The following is a 24,954-nucleotide window of genomic DNA, read 5'->3' as shown; positions in this document are numbered from 1 at the left end:
GAAATAGAACTCTTTACCTACAGTGCTAAGCTGAGCAAGGGTTGGGTAACTCAGCAAAAATGAAAAACACACAAAAAAGACGAAAAAGCATCTTTTGAAGTGCTTCATTTATACGTTTGACATGGTGATTAATTTGGGCGATATACTTGGGTGATTTATTGGGTAATTTATCTTAAAAGGGCAAAAGCCCCACTTTTGTTTTCTGTAATTACTTGTTCTTCCAGCACATAAGAATACTGCACTGTATAACTATAGGTTCCTGTAGGAGCATCTACACCAGAAATCATGCCATCCCATCCCTCAGTGCCCGAATATATTAACTCTCCCCATCTATTGTAAATCCAAATTTCAAATTCCAATTCACAATTTGAAACCGCTTGAAAAAAATCCCCATCTCGATCGGGGTAAAACCCTGTGGGAAAGCGAACTTCTGGAGCAGCTTCTTTCACCTCCCCTATACCAATGCTTACGCAGCCTTGCTGATCTGTCACAAATACCTCATAATTCCCTTTTGGCACGGCTATGAGTTCATTATTTGAGCTGGATTCTCCCTGCCATTCGTAGATAAACGGACCTCCTGAAGCCATAGTCATGGCGATAAGCTCCCCATTATCACCTCCAGGACAGGCTGCCTGCTGAAGCCGCACATCTACCTCTAATGGGGGTGGAGATCCTATTTGAAATTGTATAGGAAGTATACAACCATTAGCATCTACAACTTCCAAATCGTAATCTCCTTGCGAAAGTCCGGAAAGATTAAGCGTTGAAGAAAATTGGAGACCTCCATCAAGATTTATAGTATAAGGAGCCATTCCGCCAGCGATCTCCAAATCCAATTGCCCGTCAGGTTTGCCAAAACAGGACACCGAAATGGGAGCAATCTCACTAATAGATAAAACTTCAGGTTCTGAAATCTCTAAATTTTCGAGTAATCGCTCACAGCCCAACTGATCGGTTACTCTTACTGAATAAGTACCCGCTGCTAAGTTTTCTGCTATGACATCATCTAAAGCACTGTCATGAGACCAATCAAAAGTAAAAGGAGCCACTCCTCCTTCAATAGCTAAGCGTATCTCTCCTGTAGCAGTACCAAAGCAAGCTACAGCTGTCACCTGAGCTGCAGTTAAATTAAATTCATCTTCTACCCGAACTCGCAAGGGCTCTGAAACTCCCTGACAGGATTCATCCACTAGGCTGGATACCTCATAAGAAACTATTCCTTCCATATCTGGCTCATCCCAAATCACCTCTATTTCCCCCGAACCCTGACCTCCGATAAGTTGACCTCCCGAAACCGTCCATTCGTAATTTCTTCCTGCACTAGGTTGTGGAACAGCATAAAAATGCACCACATTGGAATCAAAACACACTTGACTTGGCCCCTGAATGGGCTCTGCTTCTAATTGTTCATTGACCACAACTGAAAAAATGATAGGATCTCCCGGACAGCCATTTTCGGAGTAAGGAATGGCTTCGAGATAGGCATTGGGATTAGCTACACCCCAGTTGATCACCACAGAAGCATCCGTAGACTCTACGATATCACCTCCAACGGGAAAAAACTCAACCTTAGAAAAGGCTTGGGAGCTTTTGTAGGAATACAACAGCTCCTCTACTTCTGGACAAGCCGAAGAGGAACCAATTATTTCCCCCACAGTTTCCACTACAGAAACGCTAAAAGTAATGGTCTCCTGCTGATCACAAGAATTGGGACTTAAAGCAGCCAAGACACTGACTTCATAATCTCCGGGATCAGAAAAAGTATGGCTCACACTCTTACCCTCTTCTCGAGCTGACCCGTCTCCAAAGTCCCATACAAAATAGGTGAAATCGGGATTGTCCGGCTCGATTACCCAATCTCCGGGCACATTGAGACAGGCAACGTTTTCTCCAACCACATCAAAATCATACTCCGCTTCGGTTTGAAAATTGAGATTGTCTAAAGCAGCCCCTGCAGCATAGCCATAAGATTCTAAATTCCCAAAACCATAGGCGTAAGCAGCAAAACCTTCTGGATTTGACAACCTATGGACTCCTCTGGAAATATTCACTCGGGCGTATAGAAAGTTGGCATCTCCTGGCAAAACCTGAAACTGAGTAGCGATGACCTGTCCATCCAAAACAGTCAGATTTTCCGTTCCTGCTTTGATGACAATATTGACATAATGATTTTCTATAGATGGTAAATCGAGGGAATTGAAAGTCAAGGTCTTTAAAAATTGTTCGCTAGGACTGTAGGTAATCATGAATGGATCACCTGTAAATGCATTAGGTGAATTGGGCTGATTACAGGCCTGACTTTTGGAAAATACAGTAACAGAGGCAGGTTTACTGGTTTCAATTTTTCCTGACTGATTGATGCCAAATTCCAATGGTAGCCACTCCCCTTGGTTAACCGAGCCTTGCAGATCACCATTTACTCTGACCTCTGTACCATCCTCTGCCGCTAGGACTTTCACCAATTCTCCTGAAGTACGTCCAGATAATGCCACATGAACAAAAGACGTCCCCCAGGTGGTGACGGGATAGGCTTGCTGAAAAAGGTGGTCATTGGCTTCCCCACAATCTCCGACCGATGTCCACTTATTCCCACCAAAAACAGCTATTCTTTTGCACTCATCTACATTTGCTCCTACCACTCGAACTCTAGTACCAGTTAGATCATCTTTCGCTTTCAGCTGATAGCTCTGTCCTCTATTCAAAGTAATAGTAAACGGTGTATTGGCTTGAGCCCCTCCTTGTGTGGGGACAGTTGTGTTAATCTCTACTTGTGTTTGGTCTTCTGTAGCAACTACCAGGAGTGTACTTTCGTCGTTAGAATTTGCATTGTAATTAACATTGGCAGTAAGTAGTTCATAATGAGAAGTGACATAATAATCAGTCCCCAAGGCCCCAACGGGTAGAATCACAGTACCGTCTGCACTCCTAAAGCGTTCATTATATGCATGAACTGCGATCTTTCCACTACTTGAAATATAAACCCCTTTATTTTCAGTGACGCCAGACCTTCTGTGCAAAAGGTCCAGTTGATCAGTGGGTATTCGCAAGGTATATTGTTGACCCGCATTCAGGTTAAAAGAAGCTGTCTCTCCTTGATACTCGATGGCACCGGTTGCATCTTCATCTGCTGTGATGATGATGACAGCAAAATCCGGTGCCCCGTTGGTATTGGGGCCTGGCGCAATACGGTTATTCTCCATAAAGCCAACCCAGAACTCTCTTCCGACGGTAGACAGCTGTGCATAGCCATCAGCACTCATTCCAAAAAATAAGATAAACCCCACAACTACTCCTAAAACTCTTATCATTTGCTATACAGAAAACCTAAAGTAATTTTCGAATATAAGCAACTCTCTAAAAAGTGCTAATCAATTGCTATAAACCGTTTGATTTTAGGATTTGCTGCTCATATCAGTGATAGCATTAATTAAATACTTAACTTTGCGCCTTCAAAAAAACAGAAGCATTAAATGATCTCAGTAGATAATCTATCACTCAAATTTGGAAAGCGAACCCTATTTGAAGATGTCAATTTAAAATTTACTCCCGGTAATTGCTATGGAGTGATTGGCGCAAATGGAGCGGGTAAATCTACTTTTTTAAAAATACTTTCAGGTGAAATTGACAGTACTTCCGGAGCTATCAACATTACTCCTGGACAGCGGATGGCTGTATTGAAGCAAAATCACTTTGAGTTTGATGAAATCGAAGTATTAAAAACCGTCCTCATGGGACACAAAAAGCTTTATTCCATCATGTCCGAAAAAGACGCCATCTATATGAAAGCGGATTTCTCAGAAGAGGATGGTATCAGAGCTTCAGAACTGGAGGCAGAATTTGCCGAAATGGATGGATGGAATGCCGAATCTGATGCAGCTGCGCTTCTTTCCGGCTTAGGTATCAGCGAGGAAGTTCATTACCTACCTATGAAAGATTTGGCAGGAAATCAAAAAGTAAGAGTTCTACTTGCCCAGGCTCTTTTTGGCAATCCTGACATTTTGATCCTGGATGAGCCTACCAACGATTTGGACTCTGAAACCATCAACTGGTTGGAGGATTTTTTGGTCAATTTTAAAAATTTGGTCATCGTGGTGTCTCACGATCGTCACTTCTTGGATTCCGTAGCCACCCATATCGTAGATATTGACTTTGGAAAAATCAAAATTTACTCTGGAAATTATACGTTCTGGTACGAGTCTTCACAGCTGGCATTAAAGCAGCGGTCTGATCAGAATAAAAAAGCAGAGGAAAAAAGAAAAGAACTTCAGGAGTTTATTGCCAGGTTCTCGGCCAATGTGGCCAAATCAAAACAAGCAACCTCTAGAAAGAAGATGCTCGAAAAACTCAATGTAGATGATATTGAGCCTTCTTCCAGAAAATATCCTGGCATCATGTTTAAGCCCGAACGAGAGGCCGGAGATCAGATTTTCATGACCGAAAATCTGGAGCTGAAAGCGGATGGCGTCACCTATTTCACAGATGTCAATCTGATGGTGGACAAGGGTGACAAAATCGCATTTATATCTAAGACAAAACAAGCAGTCAATAAATTTTTTCAAACTATCATGGAGGAAATCCCTGCTACAAAGGGTTCCTTCAAATGGGGAGTCACCATCAACAAGGCCTACCTTCCCAATGATAATTCCAGTTATTTCAATTCGGAATTGAATCTTATTGACTGGCTAAGACAATATTCCACCAATCAAGAAGAAGCTTATGTAAGGACCTTTTTGGGAAGAATGCTCTTCACAGGGGAGGAAACACTGAAAAAGTGTACAGTCTTGTCTGGAGGTGAAAAGGTACGTTGTATGATTTCCAAAATGATGCTTCAAAATCCCAACCTTTTGGTCATGGATGAGCCTACCAACCACTTGGACTTGGAATCAATCACTGCTTTTAACAACGCCGTCATAGATTTCCCTGGCACGGTTCTGATGTCCTCCTATGATCATGCTTTTGTGCAGTCTAGTGTCAACCGAGTCATCGAATTCACTCCTAACGGTACCATTGATAGAAGAATGCCTTACGATGACTACTTGGAAAGTGACGAGATCAAAGCTATTCGGGAAAAAATGTATGGAAATAGTTAAGCCAAGGCCTTGCTACTGACCTCGATCATTATTTATCTTGGCGCAACTGTAGCCATAGGCGCTTGGTCTTCTAAGCTTGTCAAAAACTCCAATGACTTTGTCCTAGCGGGAAGATCTCTCCCGCTTTTTTTATCTGCCTCTGCCCTCTTTGCAACCTGGTTTGGCTCCGAGACTATTTTTGGTGCTTCCTCTGTTTACTTAGAGGAGGGGCTCCTAGGAGTAATCGAAGATCCCTTTGGGGGAGCCCTCTGTCTAGTGCTGTTTGGGATGTTTTATCTCAGACCTATGTACAAAATGAATGTACTGACCATAGGAGACGTATTTAAAAGGATTTTTGGTAAAAAGGTAGAATTGATCGCATCCATTTTGATGGTGCCTGCTTACTTTGGCTATGTAGCCGCCCAACTGGTCGCATTAAGCCTGGTATTTGGGGCAGTGACTGACCTGAGTCTTCTGGAGGGAATATTAATTTCGGCAGGTATTGTAGTGTTCTATACCTTCTTGGGAGGCATGTGGGCTATTTCTATCACTGATTTTATCCAGACCACTGTAATAGTGGTAGGATTGATATGGGTGGCAGTGATGATCACAAAGGATGCCGGAGGAATCAACGTCATCCTTTCCAGTGCCCCTGAGGAAAGTTTTCAGTTTTTTCCAGACCCCAAATTCAATGACTGGATGAATTACCTAGGTGCATGGATGATTATAGGTCTAGGCTCCATTCCTAGCCAGGACATTTATCAGCGAGTCATGGCATCAAAAAGCGAAAAAGTGGCTGTCAGATCAACCTACCTAGCCGGCGGTTTTTACCTTACTTTTGGTTTATTACCATTATTTATTGCACTAGGAGCAAAAGTCTTATATCCGGAGCTATACCTAGAAAACAAACAGATGCTCTTACCCTCTATGGTATTGCAGCATGGGGGGCTTCCGATCCAAATATTGTTTTTTGGAGCCCTGATCTCTGCCATCATGAGTACGACCAGTTCTGGGCTTTTAGCCCCGGCTGCGATTATATCCGAAAATATTATCAAACCCTATTTTGGGGACAAGTTAGAAGACCGAAATTTGTTGTGGATCTTAAGGGCCAATGTGATCGCGGTTGCGATTATTGCTACAATAATGGCAAGTTGGAAATCTAATATCTACGAGCTAGTGGCAGGTGCTTCTATCTTGATGTTGGTTTCCCTCTTCGTACCGTTGACGGCGGGATTGTATTGGTCCAAAGCCTCACGGGTTGGCGCTTTACTTTCTATGATATTGGGTATGTTGGGATATTTGCTACTTTCAAATCTAGAAATGGCAATACCATCTCATATTTCAGGTCTGATTATCAGCATATTATCTATGATAGTGGGAAGCTATGCTTTTCCTGAAAAAAAATTACAATTCGATGAATTATCCTAAAATAATTTTAAAACGCGGAAAGGAAATCTCTCTTATTCGAAGACATCATTGGGTGTTTTCTGGAGCGATTGCCGATAAAGATGATTCCTTGGAGTCGGGTGACTTGGTGTCTGTATTTTCTTATAAAGGTACATTTTTAGGGACAGGACATTTCTCTCACGGATCCATTATGGTAAGGATTATTAGTTTTGAGCAAGAAGCTATCGATCTGAATTTTTGGACCAAAAGAGTAAAAAAAGCCTACGAACTCAGAATAGCCATGAAGATCGGAACTGAAAAGGAAACCAATGTTTTTCGTTTGATTCATGGTGAAGGAGACTTATTACCGGGCTTGATTGTGGATTATTACAAAGGTACGGCTGTGATTCAAGCGCACAATATTGGAATGTACCGTCATGTGCATGAAATCGGGGAGGCTATTCGAGAGACTCTCGGGGATAAAGTAAGTGCTGTCTACGATAAAAGTGCAGAAACACTCCCAAAAAACACCTCCATGGAGGGCAACAAATGGCTTTGGGGTCAACCAAAAACAGATTTGGTTCAGGAATATGGTGCTACTTATAAAATAGATTGGGAAAAAGGACAAAAAACAGGGTTTTTCATTGATCAAAGAGAAAACCGTAAGCTCCTAGCCTCTTTGGCCTCAGGAAAAAAAATACTCAATACTTTCTGCTATTCAGGAGGCTTTTCTGTGTTGGCGCTTTTGGAAGGTGCTGCTGAAGTTCATTCAGTGGATATTTCTCCAAAAGCAATCGAGTTGACTGAAGAAAACATTGCTTTAAACCCTTCTATTAAGGGCAAGCACGAATCCAAAGTAGCAGATGTAGTCAAGTACATCCGAGAGATTGGGGAGGATTATGATATTATTGTCTTAGACCCACCTGCTTTTGCTAAGAATATCAAAGCCCGCCACAATGCCGTGCAAGCGTATAAACGATTGAATCTTGAAGCTTTAAAAAAGATTAAATCTGGGGGAATTCTATTCACCTTTTCCTGCTCGCAAGTAGTGGATAAGTCTTTGTTTGCTCATACGATTACTGCTGCGGCCTTAGAATCAAAAAGACAAGTCAAAATTCTTCATCAACTTACCCAACCTGCCGACCATCCGGTGAATATTTTTCACCCTGAAACTGAATACCTAAAGGGACTTGTCCTTTATGTGGAATAAATTTTAAAACAAAAATGTAGGTAGCATATTACCTTTTGGAGTATTTTCAAACAAAAATAACGAAACAACATGTACACTGGAATACAACATCTTCACTCAGGATTGGCCTACCTGGCCTTGATCGCACTAGTGGTGGTCATAGTTTTAATGCTCGTTGGCTCACTCAGCGGAAAGCCTTTTTCTGAAAAAGACAGAAAAATTGCCATGATTGCCTTTATTCTAGCACATATCCAACTTTTAGTAGGACTAGTGCTTTACTTTATCAGTCCAGTAGGTCTAGACCTACTCAAAGGTGGCGGTGCCATGTCAGATCCTGCCGCAAGACTGACTGCCCTGGAGCATCCACTGATCAATATTGTTGCCATCGTGATCATCACCATCGGCTATAGCAGAGCTAAAAAATTGCAAGATTCCAGAGCAAAATTTAGAAGTATTTATATGCTCTATGCAGTTGGTTTAGTACTGATTCTAAGTAGGATACCTTGGAGTTCCTGGTTGGGGTAAGCAAAAAAAATCCGGTTCAGTAGATGAACCGGATTTTTTATTTTAGAATCCTTTCTTGATCTGATGAGCAATATCCCCAAGCTCTTCTTGTGAAAGTTTTAATTTAGGTCTGGTAAAATTAATGTCATCCATGGACTTTAAAGGTACTAAATGCACATGGACATGAGGCACTTCAAGACCAATGACGGCCACCCCTATTCTAGTGCATTTGATGGTTTTATCCATTGCTTTGGCTACTTGCTGTGCGAAAAGATGAAGTCCTGAAAGCACATCCGGCTCAAGATCAAAAATGTAATCCACCTCTTGCTTTGGCACTACCAACACATGCCCTTTGACTAAAGGCATGATATCCAAAAAGGCGATAAATTGATCATTTTCTGCAACGATATGCGCGGGAATTTCCCGATTGATGATTTTTGTAAATATACTTGCCATAATATCCTAAAATAAAAAATCCCGGCGAATACCGGGATTAAAGTTGATAAAAATTTTAATAGCTAATTTCAAGGATTTCAAATTGGAGCTTACCTGCAGGAGCTATAATCTCCGCAATGTCACCTACTTTTTTGCCATTTAGCCCTCTCCCAAAAGGAGAAGCCAAGGAAATCTTTCCCGCCTTGAGGTCCGCTTCCTCTTCGGAAACTAAAGTATAACTGACCACCATGCCATTCTTGACGTTTTTGATTTTTACGGTACTAAGAATCCCCGCCTTAGAAGTATCCATTTTTGAATTGTCTAGAACACGGGCATTTCCTACCACTGCCTCAAGCTTCGCGATCTTTAATTCCAAAAGCCCCTGAGCATCTTTTGCGGCATCATATTCAGCATTTTCGGACAAATCACCTTTGTCTCTTGCCTCTGCAATCTGCTTAGCGATATCAGTTCTCCCCTTTGTTTTCAATTCATGAAGCTCATCCTTGAGTTTCTTCAATCCTTCTTCGGTGTAATATTGTATTTTGGACATACTTTGATATTTTAGGTAGGCACAAAAAACAAAGTAACGGTCACGTGGTGGAGACCGTTACTTTGTTTCTTTTCCTTATTTGATGAACAAAAATATAAAATACTTAATCAGAAAGCAATTTTTAGAAAAATTTTCAATTCCATAGAAGTACCTTTTTAGGTCTCTTAGCTGTGATAATTAATTTAAAATGCTTTTTTAATTTTCTTTGCCAGTACCCGATTGATTTTTTCGTAGGACTCAAAAGTCCAACCTGCCACATGAGGAGAGAATAGCACATTTTCACGAGCAGCCAACCGTTCGAATTCAGTTTTTTGAGCTACGGTGAATTTTTGAAATTTTTCATTTTCAAGCACATCCAAAACGACCCCCTTGAGTAATCCTTCATCCAAAGCGCGGTTTAGGGTGTTGAAACTTATCACCTCTCCTCTCGCAGTGTTGATCAACCAAATGGGCTTTTGAAACCCTGCAAGTTCTTCATAGCTAAAGAAGTCTCGAGTTTCTGAGGTGAGCGGCACATGAATACTCAAAATATCTGCTTCTGCCTTAATTTTTTCCCAAATAACCTCTTCTACATGATTACTCTCAAATCCGGTTTTGTATTTGTCATAGGCCATCACTCTCACCTCAAAACCTCGGAGTCGTTTTGCAAAAGCGGCTCCCATATTACCATAACCAAAAACCCCTACGGTTTTCCCCATGAGCTCATGGCCTCTATTGCCTTCACGATCCCAGATACCTTTTCTTACTTCGGCATCTGCTTTCATAAGATGATTGAAAAGCGCCAGAAGACCACCTATGGCATGCTCTGCCACAGCGTCACGATTCCCTTTTGCGGCATGAAAAAGCTTTATTCCGCGCTCTACAAGGTAATCCAGATCAATCTGATCGAGTCCTGCACCAGCTCTTCCTATAAACTGCAGGTTTATGGCTTTTTCTAAAAGTTGTCTATCCATAGGAGTTTTGGACCGAATGATCAGCCCTTCGTAGTCCTGCACACAGTCTAGGATTTCCGCACGTGTGATTTTAGGCTCGTAGTGGATAGTGTGTCCTTCTTTTTCAAGCAAACTGATGATGCTGAGGTGCATCTCATCAATAATCAAAATCCTCATAGAAATCAAAGATTAAGCAAAAGCATCGCAATCCCAAAGTATACAGCGAGTCCCAAAAGGTCATTGGTAGTGGTAATAAATGGACCTGAAGCAATAGCAGGATTAATTCCAAATCTATTCAACACCAATGGGGTCACCGTACCCATAAAGGATGCTATTAAAACCACACAAAAAAGTGCAAAACCAACAGTAACTCCAAAAATAGGGTCAAACCCGTAAAGGAAAACCACCACCAAAAACACAAATAAACCCAACACCAATCCGTTGATTAGGGCAATTAAAAGTCCTTTGACAAATCGCTGAAATGGAGTATCATCAAATACAGATTTGGAAGCAAGCGACTGCACAATCAAGGATGAGGCCTGAATCCCCACGTTACCTCCCGTAGCCGCTACCAGAGGGATAAAAGAGGCTAGAGCCAAATATTTATTAAGTCCGTCTTCAAAGAATCCGATGATCTTTGCTCCCATCAAGCCTCCCATCACTCCGATCAGAAGCCAAGGTAGCCGCGCCTTAGTAATCATAAAAATTGAATCGGACTCCTCAATATCTCCAGAGATACCTGCCATGGCCTGAATATCTTCTTCTGCTTCTTCCTGCACCACATCCAAGATATCATCGACAGTAATCCTCCCTACCAATTTGTTTTTAGCATTGACTACTGGGACGGATTCCAAGTCATATTTTCTCATGATGGCCGCCACTTCCTCTTGATCCATATAGGTAGGAACGGAAATTACATCCTCCTCATAAATGTCCTCAATTTTGGTGTTTTCACCGGCTAGGATGATTTTTTTCAGAGAGACTCTTCCAAGAAGCTGCTGTCTATTATTAACTACATAAATCGAAAAAATTTTTTCAACATTTTCAGCCTGTCTTCTGATTTCATTGATAGTCTGTATAATATTCCAGTTTTTATTGGCTCGGATAAATTCCTTGGCCATGATCCCCCCTGCCGTATCTTCTTCATAGCGTAAGAGGTCTAGAACTTGGTCTGATTTTAATTTATCCTGAAAGTGCGAGATGACATCTTCCCGCTCCCGCTCTCCAAAAAGTTTTAAAATATCTGCCCCATCATCCGAATCCATCAATTCGATGTAGGAAGCTATTTCCGGTTGCTCAAATTCATGAAGAACTCTATACAGCGTATTGTCATCAATCTCAATCAATATATCAGCTGCAATTTGCTTCTCCACCGCCCTAAGGACATAGATTGACTCTTCCATCGACAATTCGTCTAGAATAGCTGCTATGTCCGCTACGTTAACGCCTTCGAAAGAATCTACTATAAATTCGAGATCTTCCGACTCGATAGCGTATCGGAGACTTTCAAGATACTCTTTGGACAGTTCAAATTGCTTAATGATTTCCACGAGAAGCGTCAATTTGTTGGGTTAAAAAAACAAAATCTGCCACATCCAATTGTTCGGCTCGTTTGTCTAAGATGGGATGTGACTTGAAATCCTCTGCTAATTGAAAGGACTTTAAGGAATTTCTCAAGGTTTTTCGACGGTTGCCAAAACCGGCCTTCACCACTTGGAAAAACAACCGTTCATTACACTCTAACTTTTCGATAGAATTTCTTTTTAGCCTGATCACTCCGGAATTAACTTTTGGAGGAGGGTTAAAAACACTTGGAGGAACTGAGAATAAGTACTCTATGTCATAGTAGGCCTGTAAAAGCACCGACAGAATTCCATAGTCTTTATTTCCTTTAGGAGAGGCAATGCGCTTTGCTACTTCCTTTTGTAGCATGCACACTACTTCGGTGACTTTTTGCCGCTCTTCCAATACACGAAATAAAATCTGAGAAGAAATATTGTAGGGAAAATTACCTGCAATGGCATATTGCTCAGGCAATTGCTCATCAAAGTTTTCTTTCAAATAATCCCCTTCTATAATCTTAGAACCGAGTTGAGGATATTTTTTTTGCAGATAAACTACAGATTCAGAATCAATATCAATCAAATATAGTTCCATCGGGAGCTTGAGGAGGTAGTCAGTCAGTACTCCCATCCCGGGACCAATCTCCAAGAGCTGCTGAACTCCCATGTGTCCCTGAACAGCCATTGCTATTTGCTCAGCAATCCCCAAATCTGTCAAGAAATGTTGTCCTAGATGTTTTTTGGGTCTTACTTTTTCCATCGAATAGCTCTAATAAATTTTTATAACTTGCGGCTAAATTAAGACATTATTCCAAAAGGTTTGCAGGCTCATTTTGAACCTTTCCTTTTCTAAATAAACCTACTATATGAGTGCAAAACTAGCAAAGCCCATTATCGGAATCAGTATTGGTGATATCAACGGGATCGGTGCCGAAGTCACTATGAAAGCGCTACTCGATCAGAGAACTTACAAAAATTTTACTCCTCTGATCTATGGTCATGGTAAAGCGCTGAGCTTTTACAGGAAACTTCTCGAACTTGAAGACTTTAATTTTGTGCAAATAAAAAGTTTGGACGAGCTACAGCCTAAGCGAATCAATGTAATTAATGCATTGGAGGAATGTCCCGAAGTCATTCCAGGAGTAGAGACCCAAGAATCAGGAAAACTTGCGCTTGAGGCACTAAAAGCTGCCGTAAATGATCTGAAAGATAAAAAAATTCATGCCCTTGTCACCGCTCCAGTCAATAAGAATAACATGAATTCGGAGGATTTTAAATTTATTGGTCATACTGAGTTCATCACCAAAACAGTAGGTTCTAAGAACAGTCTGATGTTTTTAGTGGCCGAACAGTTGCGGGTTGGTTTAGTCACAGGTCACATACCTCTGAGCAAAGTAGCACAAAGCATTTCTAAAGAAAGCATAAAGGAAAAAGCAAACCTAATGCTCAACAGCCTCAAGAAAGATTTTGGTATAGCCAAACCTAGGGTAGCAATATTAGGCCTCAATCCCCATGCTGGTGAAGATGGACTTTTAGGAGATGAAGAGATTCAAATTATCAAACCTGCCATCAATGAACTGAAGGAGGAAAACAAATTGGTATTTGGTCCTTACCCATCTGATGGATTCTTTGGCATGATGCATCAGACTAAATTTGATGGCATTTTGGCCATGTATCACGACCAAGGTTTAATCCCGTTTAAATCAATTGCATTTAGCGAAGGAGTAAATTTTACCGCAGGATTGCCCGTAGTACGCACTTCTCCCGATCATGGAACTGCCTATAACATAGCCGGCAAAAATCTTGCTGACGAAAATTCCATGCGCGCGGCTATATTTCTTGCGGCAGACATCGTACAGCAGCATCAAGAGATCGAGGAATTCACCCACTAAAGAAGAAAGGAAATATAATTGCACGAAGTATTTCAGGAAAACAAAAATATTACTAATTTTGCGGTCTTAAATCGAAAGGAGGAATCGTGAAATTCTTGAGAGGCTTTGATATTGAGGTGATTAAGTTCACGGAAGGTATTCATGAGATCGATTTCAAAATTGATGATACCTTTTTTGATTCATTCGAGGACAATGAATTGGTAAAAAAAGGGAATTTGACCACAAGGGTCAAATTGAATAAAGGAGCTAACGTATTAGAAATGATCTTTCAAATAGAAGGAACAGTTCAATTGATCTGTGACAGAAGCTTGGAAGAATTTCAGCATGAGTTGGTTGTAGAAGAAGAAATCCTCTATAAATACGGTTCTGAAGAAAAAGAAATAGATGAAAACATCATCATGATCACCCGAGACACTCCCAAGGTAAATGTGGCTCAGTTGATCTATGAGTTTATTCTACTGGCTCTTCCCGCAAAAAAAATCCACCCGGATTACAAAAACGAACTCCATGAGATCGAAGATGCCGAAGGTCAGTACGTTTACCTAGAATCTCAAAACTCGGAAGAGGAAAAATTAACAGAAGAAAATACAGAATTAGTGGATCCCCGATGGGAAAAGCTCAAAAACTTAAAGAAAAAAGAATAATCATAAACCACGCATAAAATGGCACATCCTAAACGAAAAATTTCGAAAACCAGAAGAGATAAAAGAAGAACTCATTATAAGCTTGAGGCTCCTGGACTAGCAAAATGTCCTACCACAGGCGAAATGCACCTTCCTCACAGAGCTTTTTGGCTCGACGGCAAACTGTACTACAAAGGTCAGGTAATTATCGAAAAAGAAATTATGGCTTAATCTTAGCTAAAATCCACAAAATCCATCTCCTCACCGAGATGGATTTTTTTTTGGAAAAGTACAAGCGCTTTGTTACCAGCCTCTTGGATCAGGTAAGGTTGATTTATTTTGGTGGTAAGAAGCATTTATAATATTTTTGGCCTTCCCTCGGGAAACCTAGCAAATAAATGAAGTCAAAAAGACAAGCGTTGCTTTTTGAAATAAATCAAACAGAATGGATAATATCAAAGCGATGATCACGGGTATTCAAGGCTATGTGCCTGAATACAGGTTGACCAACAAAGAGCTTGAGAAGCTGGTAGAAACAAACGATGAGTGGATTACCTCTCGTACCGGCATCAAAGAGCGCCGCATTCTCAAAGGAGAAAATCAAGGAACCTCCGTCATGGGAATCGGTGCTGTAAAAGGACTACTGGAAAAAACCGGAACGGATCCACTCGATGTCGAGCTGATTATCTGTGCTACCGTCACCCCTGATATGCCCTTTCCTGCTACTGCTAATATCATTGCAGATAAGGTGGGTGCAAAAAACAGTTTTAGCTTTGATATTTCTGCTGCCTGTTCTGGATTTTTGTATGCATTACAGTTAGGATCACAATTTATACAAGCCGGAACTCACAAAAAAGTAATCGTCGTAGGTGCAGATAAAATGTCCTCTATCGTAGACTATCAGGATCGCACTACCTGTATTTTGTTTGGTGATGGTGCAGGGGCAGTATTGCTAGAGCCTACTACAAGCGAATTCGGAATACGTGACGCTATTTTAAAAGCAGATGGCTCCGGTGAACCTTACCTTCATATGAAAGCCGGAGGTAGTAGGAAGCCAGCCACCCACGAAACAGTCGAAGCACGAGAACATTTTGCCTACCAAGAGGGATCTACTGTTTTCAAATTTGCCGTAACCAATATGGCAGATGTCAGTGCCGAGGTCATGGAGCGAAATGGACTCAGTGGGGATGACGTCGCCTGGCTGGTGCCTCATCAGGCAAACAAGCGAATCATAGATGCTACTGCAAATCGAATGGGAGTCGGACCGGATAAAGTCATGATGAACATAGAGCGGTACGGCAACACGACATCAGGGACAATTCCTCTTTGTCTTTGGGATTACGAAAACCAACTCAAAAAAGGTGATAACCTTATTTTGGCAGCCTTCGGAGGTGGATTTACATGGGGTGCCATTTATGTCAAATGGGCCTACGATCCTAAATAATCATTTAGAAATAAACTCAAATAGTATATGGCAAGTACCGCGGATTTCAAAAATGGACTATGTCTTGAAATGAACAATGACATCTGGAGTATAACAGACTTTCAGCATGTAAAACCTGGTAAAGGAGCGGCTTTCGTTCGAACCAAACTAAAAAGCCTAACCTCAGGGAAGACATTGGACAAGACTTTCAATGCCGGTGAAAAAGTAACTACCGCCAGAGTAGAGAAAAGACCCCATCAATATTTGTATTCTGATGACATGGGATATAACTTTATGGATACTAATACCTTCGAGCAGATTATCATTGAAGAAAAGCTCATCGAAAGAGCAGACTTGCTAAAAGACGGTCAACTTTGCGACATTTTGATTCATGATGAGACGGAGACTCCTCTTTCTGTTGAGCTCCCTCCTTTCGTAGAGCTTATGATCACCTACACCGAACCAGGGATCAAAGGAGATACAGCTACAAATGCACTCAAACCAGCAACCCTAGAGACCGGTGCCACCGTAATGGTGCCTTTATTTGTGGAGCAAGATACTGTCATTAAAGTTGATACTCGAGACGGGTCCTATTCCGAACGAGTAAAATAATAGAGAAAGCTGTGTGATTTTTGTAAATTACACAGCTTTAGTGTTTTATTACCTATCTAGCCATTTGGCAAACAAACAACGAACCTTATGAAAGCAAAAGAAATTCAGGAATTGATCGATTACATCTCAAATTCCGGTTTGGCCGAAGTCAAAATCAAAACAGAAGAATTTGAACTTTCAATCAAAAAATACGCAGAGTCTGCACAAGTCAGAGTAGTAGAAGCAGCACCCGCAGCACCGGCTCCTAGTCCCGCACCTGCGGCTCCGGCAGCGGCACCTTCACCAGCTCCAGAACCCGCTGCTCCTAGCTCCAATCTTGTAGAAATCAAATCTCCCATGATTGGCACTTTTTATGTCACTCCCAATCCAGATTCCGACCCATTTGTCAATGTAGGTGACACCATCAAAGCAGGACAAACTGTATGTATCATCGAAGCGATGAAACTTTTCAATGAAATCGAATCAGAGATCTCTGGAAAAATTGTAAAAGTACTCGTATCAAATGCTACACCAGTAGAATACGATCAACCATTATTCTTGGTTGATCCTGCAGGATGAGTCTAAACCCAAACCATTACGCTGTGTTCAAAAAAATATTAATAGCAAATAGAGGAGAGATTGCTCTGAGAATTATCCGGACCTGCAAGGAAATGGGTATCAAGACAGTAGCAGTTTATTCCACGGCAGATAAGGACAGTTTACACGTTAGATTTGCGGACGAAGCTGTATGCATAGGACCTGCTCCCAGTAGAGATTCGTATTTGAATATTCCACGAATCATTGCTGCAGCAGAAATCACCAATGCAGATGCTATCCACCCGGGATATGGTTTTCTATCAGAAAATGCGGAATTCTCTCAGATCTGCGACGAATACGGGATCAAATTCATAGGAGCTTCTCCGGAAATGATTGCCAAAATGGGCGACAAAGCTACTGCAAAAGCTACCATGAAAGCTGCCGGTGTACCGACTATTCCTGGTTCAGAAGGTCTTCTTGACTCCATAGAGCAAGGACTTAAGATTGCCAACGAAATGGGGTATCCTGTAATTTTGAAAGCAACTGCAGGCGGAGGAGGACGAGGCATGCGAATCGTCAAGGAAGATAAAGAATTTAAAAAAGCATGGGACGATGCCAAAATGGAATCTGGCGCCGCATTTGGAAATGATGGACTTTATCTCGAGAAATTTGTCGAAGAACCTAGACATATAGAAATCCAGATTATAGGTGATTCTAGTGGGAAAGCCTGTCACCTTTCAGAGCGCGACTGCTCTATTCAGCGAAGACATCAAAAACTCGTAGAAGAGACCCCTTCCCCATTTATCACCGACGAACTACGGGAAGCTATGGGAAAAGCGGCCATCAAGGGGGCGGAAGCCATAGGTTACGAAGGTGCAGGCACCATAGAGTTTTTGGTAGACAAGAATAGAAACTTCTACTTTATGGAGATGAATACCCGGATTCAGGTAGAACATCCTATCACAGAGGAAGTGACAGACTTTGACCTTATCAAAGAGCAAATAAAAGTAGCCGCTGGCGAAAAAATCAGCGGACAAAACTACTTTCCTAAGCTATTCGCAATGGAATGCCGAATCAATGCCGAAGATCCTGCTAATGGTTTTAGACCTAGCCCTGGAAAGATTCAGAACCTTCATATTCCTGGTGGTAGAGGAGTAAGAGTGGATTCGCACGTCTATGCGGGCTATGTGATTCCTCCTAATTATGATTCTATGATTGCGAAGCTGATTGTCAGCGGTCAGTCTAGAGAGGAAGTCATCGTAAGAATGAAGCGGGCCCTTGAGGAATTTGTCATCGATGGAATCAAAACAACAATCCCTTTCCATATCGCATTATTGGAAAATGAAGAATTCAAAGCAGGCAATTTTACCACGAAATTTCTTGAAGACTTTGACTTTTCAGTCATAAAAAAATAAAGAGGAATATTCCTTTTCTTAAAAGATTCAAAAGCCATCTATTCGGATGGCTTTTTTTATACCTACCCTAAAGACCCCTCCACTATTTTTTCTTTTCACTTTTTTTTAAAGAAGCTGGGTAAATTTTGAAATAAATTTCCCTAACTTATTGCCTGTCATTTAGGTTGTCTCTGATGAAAAATAGGGTAAAGCTGTCTTCTATTGTACTTTTTATTGCGGTCTGCATCTTTTCTTCTTGTGAGAAAGAAAAAAACAATGAACCAGATATCTTAATTGAAAGTGAGCAGATAAGCTATAACTTTCACATACGTCCTATCCTTTCTGATAAATGCTTTGCATGTCATGGGCCTGATGCAAACAAAAGAGAAAGTAACCTCAGACTCGATCAAGCGGAATCTGCCTATCAAGCGCTAGAAGAAAGCCCTGGAAAATTCGCCATCGTATCCGGTGAACCAAACAATTCCGAGCTGTATCACAGGATCATCAGTGAGGATCCCAGCGAGCAAATGCCACCTCCCAATTCTAACCTCACGCTCTCTGATCTGGAAATAAATTTGATTAAAAAATGGATAGCGCAAGGTGCCAAGTATGAACCTCACTGGGCTTTTGTAAAACCTCAAAAAAACGTACCAGATATCCAGTCAGAATGGGCAAAAAACCCGATTGATATTTTCATAGAGCAAGCACTTAAGCAACAGGGACTCTCACCCAATCCCAAGGCAAAGCCACATGAACTCATAAAGAGAGCAAGCTTGGACTTGATCGGCCTCCCCCCTAGTCCGGAGATATTGGGTCGTTTAGATGAGTTTAATGGTGAAATAGGCTATGAGCAATACTTGGACTACCTTCTGGAACAGGATAGTTACGGAGAGAAACTAGCTGTACTATGGATGGATATTTCTCGGTATGCAGACAGCTACGGATACCAAGATGATAATATTCGATCCCAGTGGCCCTATCGAGATTGGGTCATTCATGCTTTTAATCAAAATCTCCCCTACGACCAATTTCTCACTTGGCAATTGGCAGGTGACCTTTTACCCGACGCAAATAAAGAACAGATTCTAGCCACTGCCTTCAATAGAAACCACAAATACACCGAGGAGGGTGGAGTCATTGATGAAGAATACCGCGTAGAATATGTATTGGACAAGACAAACACCTTTAGCAAAGGAGTCCTTGGCATCACCATGGAGTGCGCACAATGCCATGATCATAAGTACGATCCCTTTTCCCAAAAAGAGTATTTTGAGCTTTACGCCTTTTTCAACAACAGCCCTGAAAAAGGATATGAAGGAGATGTAAGCATCTCAAAACCTGCAAAAACTCCGATACTTTGGATTGATCAAAAGGATACAGATGAACTTTTACAGTTTATAAACCACAAGGATACCACTAGCCTGTCGGTGTCGGTAATGGGAGAATTAGATAAATCCGAAAGCCGAACCACTTATATCCTTGACAGGGGCATGTATGACTCTCCTGCAGAAAAAGTAAGCCCATCCACTCCTGCTTCTATTTTTGAATTTCCAGAGGAATTTGAAAAAAACCGACTAGGGCTTGCCAATTGGACCACGCATCCAGATAATCCCCTCACCGCTAGAGTATTTGTCAACTTAATCTGGCAGGAAATTTTTGGGATGGGAATCGTCAAGTCAGCAGGAGATTTTGGGATGCAGGGAGATTTACCCACTCACCCTGAATTACTAGATTGGCTGGCCGTAGACTTTATGGAAAATGGATGGGATATCAAGCGCTTGCTAAAGCTAATCCTGAGCTCTGCCACCTACCAACAATCTGCCAAAATCACTAAAGAACATCTAGAAAAAGACCCTGACAATCTTTATTTGGCAAGAGCTCCTCGCTTAAGACTGACGGCAGAGCATATTCAGGATTTAATTTTAGCTAGTAGCGGTCTTCTTCATCATGAGATAGGCGGTCCGAGTGTGAAACCTTATCAGCCAGCTGGAATATGGGAATCTGCCTCATCGGGAAGAGGGGAGCTAGCTACCTACATTCAAGACAATGGTAAGGACCTCTATCGAAGAGGGCTTTACAATTTCATCAAACTGACAGTTCCCCCTCCCAAAGCGATCATTTTTGATTCAAGTAATCGGGACCGTTGCGAACTAAGTAGGGGGAGAACCAACACTCCTCTACAGGCACTTGTAATGATGAACGACCCGATGATTTTAGAAGCGTCGAGAGTGATGGCTGCTCAGGTTTTTGATAAAGAGCAAACAGTTGAAGAAGCTTTAGATCAGGCCTTTAAAAGAATCCTTTGTCGTAGCATGAGCTCCGAGGAAAAACAATTGATCTCGAGCTATTATCAAGATCAGTTGGATCGTTTTACCGATAATCCTGAGGAAATATTTCCTACCCTAAACATCGGAGAGTACCCACTTAGAGAGCAAGATCTAAAACCCCAAGTCGCGGCTTTGATGCAGGTCATTGTCAGCCTCTACAATTTAGAAGAAACCATAACTAAGATATGAAAATGGAAAAAGAACTACTGGAGCAAGGGCTAAACCTCAATCGAAGAAAGTTTCTTTCCAAACTTAGTTTGGGCTTAGGGAGTGCGGCCCTAGGGTCACTGCTAATACCTGATCTATTCAGTGGTAAAAATAACTCGGAAGAGGCCATCATGGCTGCTCTGCCGCATTTTGCTCCTAAAGCAAAACGGGTAATCTATCTATTTCAAAATGGAGCACCCAGTCAGCTAGAATCTTTTGATTACAAGCCTCTGCTTAAATCAAGTTATGGAATGGACCTTCCAGAATCCATTCGCATGGGACAGCGATTGACAGGAATGACTTCTGGTCAGGACAAATTTCCTTTAGTTGGGTCTTTTTTTGATTTCGAACAATACGGAGAAAGCAGGGCATGGATTTCATCTATTTTTCCGCACACAGCAAGTATTGTCGATGATATCTGTATAGTCAAATCCATGCATACAGAAGCGATCAATCATGACCCCGCATTGACCTTTTTCCAGACCGGGGCTCAGGTAGGTAACCGTCCTAGTTTTGGGTCATGGTTAAGTTATGGATTGGGAAGTGAAAATAATAATCTCCCCGCTTTCTGTGTTCTTTTGAGCAGAGGCAAAGGCAATGGACAAGGTGTCTATTCCAAACTTTGGAGCAACGGCTTTTTGGATGCTACCCATCAGGGCGTTCAATTTTCAAGTTCAGAAGATCCTGTGCTATACCTTAAGGATCCCAAAAGCCTAAGCAGGGATGAAAGAAGAAAGATGCTGGATCAGATCGCGTCCATGAATGACTTACAATACCGCGAATTCAATGACCCCAGTATTACAGCAAAAGTCCAGCAATATGAAATGGCTTTTCGAATGCAAACAGCAGTGCCGGAAATTACAGATGTATCCAAAGAACCCGATTCTATCATCAAGCTTTATGGCCCTGATTGTCTTGTGCCGGGGACTTACGCAGCTAATTGTTTACTGGCTAGAAAATTAAGTGAAAGTGGGGTGAGATTTGTGCAGCTTTACCATCAGGGTTGGGACCAGCACGATAATCTACCCAGCCAAATGGCTATGCAAGCAAAAGATGTAGATCAAGCATCTGCAGCTTTAATCACCGATCTAAAACAGCGTGGACTCCTAGACGAAACTTTGGTGATTTGGGGAGGAGAGTTTGGCCGTACCAATTATTGCCAAGGTAAAATACAGGAAAACAACTACGGTAGAGATCATCATCCGAGAGCCTTTTCTATTTGGATGGCTGGTGGTGGGGTCAAGTCTGGGATGGTCTATGGCGAGACGGATGAATTTGGCTACAATATTGTCGAAAACCCTGTACACGTTCATGATTTTCAGGCCACTGTCATGAATCTCCTAGGAATTGACCATGAGCGGCTAACCTATAAACACCTCGGAAGAAGATATCGATTGACAGATGTTTCGGGCAAGGTCATCCAAGATCTTATTGCATAGACTATGTTCAAAAACTTTTTGAGTAAAGCATTTTTAGAAAACCTAGTTTTTGTCTGGTTAGGTTTTGGGCTTATTTTCACTTTGGCAGAAAATCAAATAGTACTTCCCGAATGGCTGCAAGTGATGGGAAGATTACATCCCATGATTCTTCATTTTCCTATCGTTCTTTTGTTGATGGCAGTGGTGCTTTCTTTTATTCCCAAAAATGAAAACACATCTCCCATTAAGGAACTATTAGACTATGTTTGGCTTTTTGGGCTCAATTTTGCAGGAATAGCCGTCTTGGCAGGATTAATTCTTTCACAGGAAGACTACAGTGGCGATACTCTTGATCTTCATAAATGGTCGGGATGGGCAGTTTTTTTAATTTCCACAGGCCTCTACTTTATTTCTAATCTATCTAGAAGTCTGTATAAAATAGGCACCTTAACTTTGACTCTGGTGATTCTGCTTGCAGGTCACTGGGGTGCATCGCTCACTCATGGGGAGGATTTTTTATTGGCCCCCATCCTCAAGGAAACTCAATCTCAACCTTCCTTAGCAGATGCCGAAGTCTTTAGAGATGTTGTTCAGCCCATTCTCCAATCCAAATGCTTAAGCTGCCACAAAGAGGGAAAAACAAAGGGGGACTTGAGACTGGACCACTTAGATGGAATTAGAAAAGGTGGAAAAACTGGGCCGTTTATCCTCGCTGGAAACACCGAAAAATCTCTTCTCACGCAGCGTATTCATCTTCCTTTGGAAGAAAAAGAGCATATGCCTCCCAAAGAAAAAACACAACTAACAGACGAAGAAATTGAAATTTTAACCGAATGGGTGAAATCAGGTGGAAGCTTGGATCAAAAACTCGTAGAATTACCCTCTGACGAACCCCTTTTTGAGCTTGTATCTCAGAGGTTTGAGCCTTCCACAAGCTATGACTTTGAATTTGCTGATCAATCAGTAATCAGTAGCTTAAACAATCATTACCGGAGAGTGGAGCCCCTCTACCCGGAATCTCCTGCCTTGATCGTTTCTTATTTTGGGATTTCTGCTTTTGAGCCCAGTTCATTGGAGGATCTTCGGATAATCCAAGATCAAATGATTCAACTCAATTTGGATAAAATGCCCTTGAAAGGTCTTGATCTGGGCTTTCTCCAAAACTTTAAAAACCTCAGCACATTAAGACTCAATTTCACAGATCTAGAAGAATCTCAAATTCTTCAAATTGGGAAAATTCAGTCTTTAACGTCACTTTCTCTGGCAGGCGTGAAATTGAGCGAAGGTTCCATTAAAGCACTACAAGGTCTTGAAAACCTTCAAAATTTGTATTTATGGCAATCGGGAATCAATCAGGATCAGCAAAACCTACTTCAAAGTTCACTCCCTCAGGTCAACATCGATTTTGGATTTGACGATACTGCCGTCATTTACCCCCTAAATCCACCTCAAATTAAACAGGACAAAACCTTGTTTGAAGATAGCTTGGAAATCACGCTTAGCCATCCCATTAAAAATGTAGAAGTCTATTATCCCCTAGATGGGACAATGCCCGATAGTTTAGCGGGAAGCCTTTATCAAAAGCCCATATGGGTAAAATCTTCTGGAAAAATACTGGCAAAGGCCTATTCAAAAGGCTGGATCTCGTCTCCTGCCAATTCCGCTGTTTTTATGAAATCAGGTAGTTCTCCACTAGGGTACAGATTACTAACTTCCCCAAGTCCAAATTATAAAGGAAGTGGAGCGACCACGCTGTTTGACCGCGTTAAAGGAAAAAATAATCATACCTCAGGAGAATGGCTAGGTTATACCTCAGGACCAGCTTCCATCGAAATAGACTTAGATGAATCCAAAGGGTTTGAAAGCATCGGTATTTCTCTCCTCTACCATGAGAGCGCCTACATTTTCCCTCCAGAACGCGTAGAAATTGACATTTTTGAAAATGGGGTTTGGAAAAAATTAGTTAGTGAAAAGCCAATCCAATCTACCCAAATCCTTGAAATAAGGTCGGAATTATTGACTTACTCCTTGAAGGAAAACTCTCCACAAAAAATTCGAATCAAACTTTATCCCATTAAATCACTACCAGGATGGCACCCAGGTGCAGGGGCTCCTGGATGGGTTTTTGTAGATGAAATTTTACTGAACTGAAATGAAAGTAGCCGCTTATTTGAGATACTATCAAGAAATTGAAATTCGCCTAAAGGCTGCTTTTGCTCAGGAAGATAAAATAAAAAAAGCAGCTACTTGGATTGCAGATTGTCTAATCTCAGAAGGGTGGATTTACACTTCTGGCACCGGACATTCTCATCTTTTAGCAGAAGAAATATTTTACCGAGCAGGTGGATTTGCAAGAATTCGTCCGATTTTCCACGAGCCTTTGATGCTTCATCAGAGTGCTTCCGAAAGCTCCTCGATAGAGCGACAAGAAAATCTCGCCTCTAAACTTTTTAAAGATGTGGCGATTCAGAAAAACGATGTTTTTCTCATTGCTTCAAATAGCGGAAGAAATACAGTAAGTATCGAGATGGCACTGGAAGCAAAAGATCGAGGTGCTAAAGTCATCTCTATCACTAATCTAAAACATAGTCAGTCCGTAATATCAAGACATTCATCCGGCCAAAAACTTTTTGAAATATCGGACTTGTATCTGGATAATTTTGGGGAAATAGGTGATGCATGCATCGCTCTAGAAGGCCAAAACCTCAACATGGGCCCTACCTCTACTGTCATCGGTGCAGCTCTCTTGCAGTCGATTATGGTACAAGCGGCAGAATACCTTTTGCAAAATAAGAAGCAGCCTGAGATTTTTTCTAGCTCTAATTCAGATCAGGGTGAGAAACATAACCTTGATTTACTTCGCAAATACCACCCCCTTGTTAAGGGGCTTTAGAGAGAGTAAAGTTTTCTTTTGG

At 41.5% G+C, this 24,954-nt stretch carries 22 protein-coding genes; 15 read left to right on the top strand and 7 right to left on the bottom strand.

The annotated features are described in order from the left end of the window. Positions 1 to 167: 167 nt before the first annotated feature. Positions 168 to 3,308 carry a PKD domain-containing protein gene (locus BLQ57_RS08920; protein WP_087939501.1) on the bottom strand — a complete coding sequence of 1,047 codons (3,141 nt, stop codon included), beginning with the start codon at positions 3,306 to 3,308 and terminating at the stop codon, positions 168 to 170. A gap of 162 nt (positions 3,309 to 3,470) precedes the next feature. Here BLQ57_RS08920 and BLQ57_RS08915 point away from each other — a divergent pair, with 162 nt between their 5' ends. From BLQ57_RS08915 to BLQ57_RS08900, 4 genes are all read left to right on the top strand, one after another. Then, positions 3,471 to 5,090 carry an ABC-F family ATP-binding cassette domain-containing protein gene (locus BLQ57_RS08915; protein ID WP_087939500.1) on the top strand — a complete coding sequence of 540 codons (1,620 nt, stop codon included), beginning with the start codon at positions 3,471 to 3,473 and terminating at the stop codon, positions 5,088 to 5,090. A 9-nt stretch (positions 5,091 to 5,099) separates the two neighbouring features. Then, positions 5,100 to 6,497, top strand: coding sequence for a high affinity choline transporter 1 (locus BLQ57_RS08910; protein WP_087939499.1), 1,398 nt, complete (start codon positions 5,100 to 5,102; stop codon positions 6,495 to 6,497). Continuing rightward, positions 6,484 to 7,665 carry a class I SAM-dependent rRNA methyltransferase gene (locus BLQ57_RS08905; protein ID WP_087939498.1) on the top strand — a complete coding sequence of 394 codons (1,182 nt, stop codon included), beginning with the start codon at positions 6,484 to 6,486 and terminating at the stop codon, positions 7,663 to 7,665. Before BLQ57_RS08910 ends, BLQ57_RS08905 begins: the two co-directional genes overlap by 14 nt. 69 nt (positions 7,666 to 7,734) lie before the next feature. Beyond that, complete coding sequence (locus BLQ57_RS08900; RefSeq protein ID WP_087939497.1) at positions 7,735 to 8,169, top strand: hypothetical protein; 435 nt, start codon at positions 7,735 to 7,737, stop codon at positions 8,167 to 8,169. A 42-nt stretch (positions 8,170 to 8,211) separates the two neighbouring features. On the opposite strand, the gene BLQ57_RS08895 is transcribed toward BLQ57_RS08900, so the two are convergent. The 5 genes from BLQ57_RS08895 to rsmA all read right to left on the bottom strand — a co-directional run bounded on the left by BLQ57_RS08895 (position 8,212) and on the right by rsmA (position 12,387). Beyond that, positions 8,212 to 8,604 (bottom strand): HIT family protein, encoded by a 393-nt coding sequence (locus tag BLQ57_RS08895; protein WP_087939496.1) that lies wholly within the window; start codon positions 8,602 to 8,604, stop codon positions 8,212 to 8,214. Positions 8,605 to 8,659: 55 nt separating this feature from the next. After that, positions 8,660 to 9,133, bottom strand: a complete 474-nt coding sequence (greA, locus tag BLQ57_RS08890) for a transcription elongation factor GreA (RefSeq protein WP_087939495.1) — start codon at positions 9,131 to 9,133, stop codon at positions 8,660 to 8,662. A 182-nt stretch (positions 9,134 to 9,315) separates the two neighbouring features. Then, the gene (locus BLQ57_RS08885; protein ID WP_087939494.1) at positions 9,316 to 10,242 is read right to left on the bottom strand and encodes an NAD(P)-dependent oxidoreductase; all 927 of its coding nucleotides are present in this window, start codon (positions 10,240 to 10,242) and stop codon (positions 9,316 to 9,318) included. A 5-nt stretch (positions 10,243 to 10,247) separates the two neighbouring features. Further along, positions 10,248 to 11,615 carry a magnesium transporter gene (gene mgtE, locus BLQ57_RS08880; protein WP_087939493.1) on the bottom strand — a complete coding sequence of 456 codons (1,368 nt, stop codon included), beginning with the start codon at positions 11,613 to 11,615 and terminating at the stop codon, positions 10,248 to 10,250. Next, on the bottom strand, positions 11,602 to 12,387 hold the full coding sequence (rsmA, locus tag BLQ57_RS08875) for a 16S rRNA (adenine(1518)-N(6)/adenine(1519)-N(6))-dimethyltransferase RsmA (protein ID WP_087939492.1): 786 nt from the start codon (positions 12,385 to 12,387) through the stop codon (positions 11,602 to 11,604). The genes mgtE and rsmA overlap by 14 nt, the downstream gene beginning before the upstream one ends. Positions 12,388 to 12,493: 106 nt before the next feature. On the opposite strand from rsmA, the gene pdxA reads away from it, so the two are divergent. The 3 genes from pdxA to rpmF all read left to right on the top strand — a co-directional run bounded on the left by pdxA (position 12,494) and on the right by rpmF (position 14,373). After that, entirely contained in the window at positions 12,494 to 13,519 is a 1,026-nt protein-coding gene (gene pdxA / locus BLQ57_RS08870; protein ID WP_087939491.1) for a 4-hydroxythreonine-4-phosphate dehydrogenase PdxA, read from the top strand. Between the two features lie 86 nt (positions 13,520 to 13,605). Then, positions 13,606 to 14,163: a YceD family protein gene (locus BLQ57_RS08865; protein WP_087939490.1), complete on the top strand. Its 558-nt coding sequence runs from the start codon at positions 13,606 to 13,608 to the stop codon at positions 14,161 to 14,163. A gap of 18 nt (positions 14,164 to 14,181) precedes the next feature. Next, the gene (gene rpmF / locus BLQ57_RS08860) at positions 14,182 to 14,373 is read left to right on the top strand and encodes a 50S ribosomal protein L32 (RefSeq protein ID WP_087939489.1); all 192 of its coding nucleotides are present in this window, start codon (positions 14,182 to 14,184) and stop codon (positions 14,371 to 14,373) included. Positions 14,374 to 14,375: 2 nt separating this feature from the next. Here the strand turns inward: rpmF and BLQ57_RS21560 are convergent, their stop codons facing one another. Then, the gene (locus tag BLQ57_RS21560; RefSeq protein ID WP_262481075.1) at positions 14,376 to 14,498 is read right to left on the bottom strand and encodes a hypothetical protein; all 123 of its coding nucleotides are present in this window, start codon (positions 14,496 to 14,498) and stop codon (positions 14,376 to 14,378) included. An 89-nt stretch (positions 14,499 to 14,587) separates the two neighbouring features. Here BLQ57_RS21560 and BLQ57_RS08855 point away from each other — a divergent pair, with 89 nt between their 5' ends. The 8 genes from BLQ57_RS08855 to BLQ57_RS08820 all read left to right on the top strand — a co-directional run bounded on the left by BLQ57_RS08855 (position 14,588) and on the right by BLQ57_RS08820 (position 24,932). Continuing rightward, the gene (locus BLQ57_RS08855) at positions 14,588 to 15,586 is read left to right on the top strand and encodes a beta-ketoacyl-ACP synthase III (protein ID WP_087939488.1); all 999 of its coding nucleotides are present in this window, start codon (positions 14,588 to 14,590) and stop codon (positions 15,584 to 15,586) included. Between the two features lie 27 nt (positions 15,587 to 15,613). Then, on the top strand, positions 15,614 to 16,177 hold the full coding sequence (gene efp / locus BLQ57_RS08850; protein WP_087939487.1) for an elongation factor P: 564 nt from the start codon (positions 15,614 to 15,616) through the stop codon (positions 16,175 to 16,177). Between the two features lie 87 nt (positions 16,178 to 16,264). Continuing rightward, complete coding sequence (accB, locus tag BLQ57_RS08845; protein WP_087939486.1) at positions 16,265 to 16,735, top strand: acetyl-CoA carboxylase biotin carboxyl carrier protein; 471 nt, start codon at positions 16,265 to 16,267, stop codon at positions 16,733 to 16,735. A 23-nt stretch (positions 16,736 to 16,758) separates the two neighbouring features. Continuing rightward, a complete protein-coding gene (accC, locus tag BLQ57_RS08840) occupies positions 16,759 to 18,108 on the top strand; it encodes an acetyl-CoA carboxylase biotin carboxylase subunit (RefSeq protein WP_087939510.1) in 1,350 nt (449 codons plus the stop codon). 173 nt (positions 18,109 to 18,281) lie between these two features. Next, the gene (locus tag BLQ57_RS08835; protein WP_087939485.1) at positions 18,282 to 20,603 is read left to right on the top strand and encodes a PSD1 and planctomycete cytochrome C domain-containing protein; all 2,322 of its coding nucleotides are present in this window, start codon (positions 18,282 to 18,284) and stop codon (positions 20,601 to 20,603) included. A 2-nt stretch (positions 20,604 to 20,605) separates the two neighbouring features. Then, complete coding sequence (locus tag BLQ57_RS08830; protein WP_087939509.1) at positions 20,606 to 22,060, top strand: DUF1501 domain-containing protein; 1,455 nt, start codon at positions 20,606 to 20,608, stop codon at positions 22,058 to 22,060. A gap of 18 nt (positions 22,061 to 22,078) precedes the next feature. Further along, positions 22,079 to 24,190: a c-type cytochrome domain-containing protein gene (locus BLQ57_RS08825; protein ID WP_175444657.1), complete on the top strand. Its 2,112-nt coding sequence runs from the start codon at positions 22,079 to 22,081 to the stop codon at positions 24,188 to 24,190. A 1-nt stretch (position 24,191) separates the two neighbouring features. Further along, on the top strand, positions 24,192 to 24,932 hold the full coding sequence (locus tag BLQ57_RS08820; protein ID WP_087939483.1) for a sugar isomerase domain-containing protein: 741 nt from the start codon (positions 24,192 to 24,194) through the stop codon (positions 24,930 to 24,932). Positions 24,933 to 24,954 lie beyond the last annotated feature (22 nt).

Origin of the sequence: Algoriphagus faecimaris, assembly GCF_900101705.1 — a bacterium.
GTDB classification, from domain to species: domain Bacteria; phylum Bacteroidota; class Bacteroidia; order Cytophagales; family Cyclobacteriaceae; genus Algoriphagus; species Algoriphagus faecimaris.
This window is presented reverse-complemented; position numbering and strand designations above follow the sequence as displayed.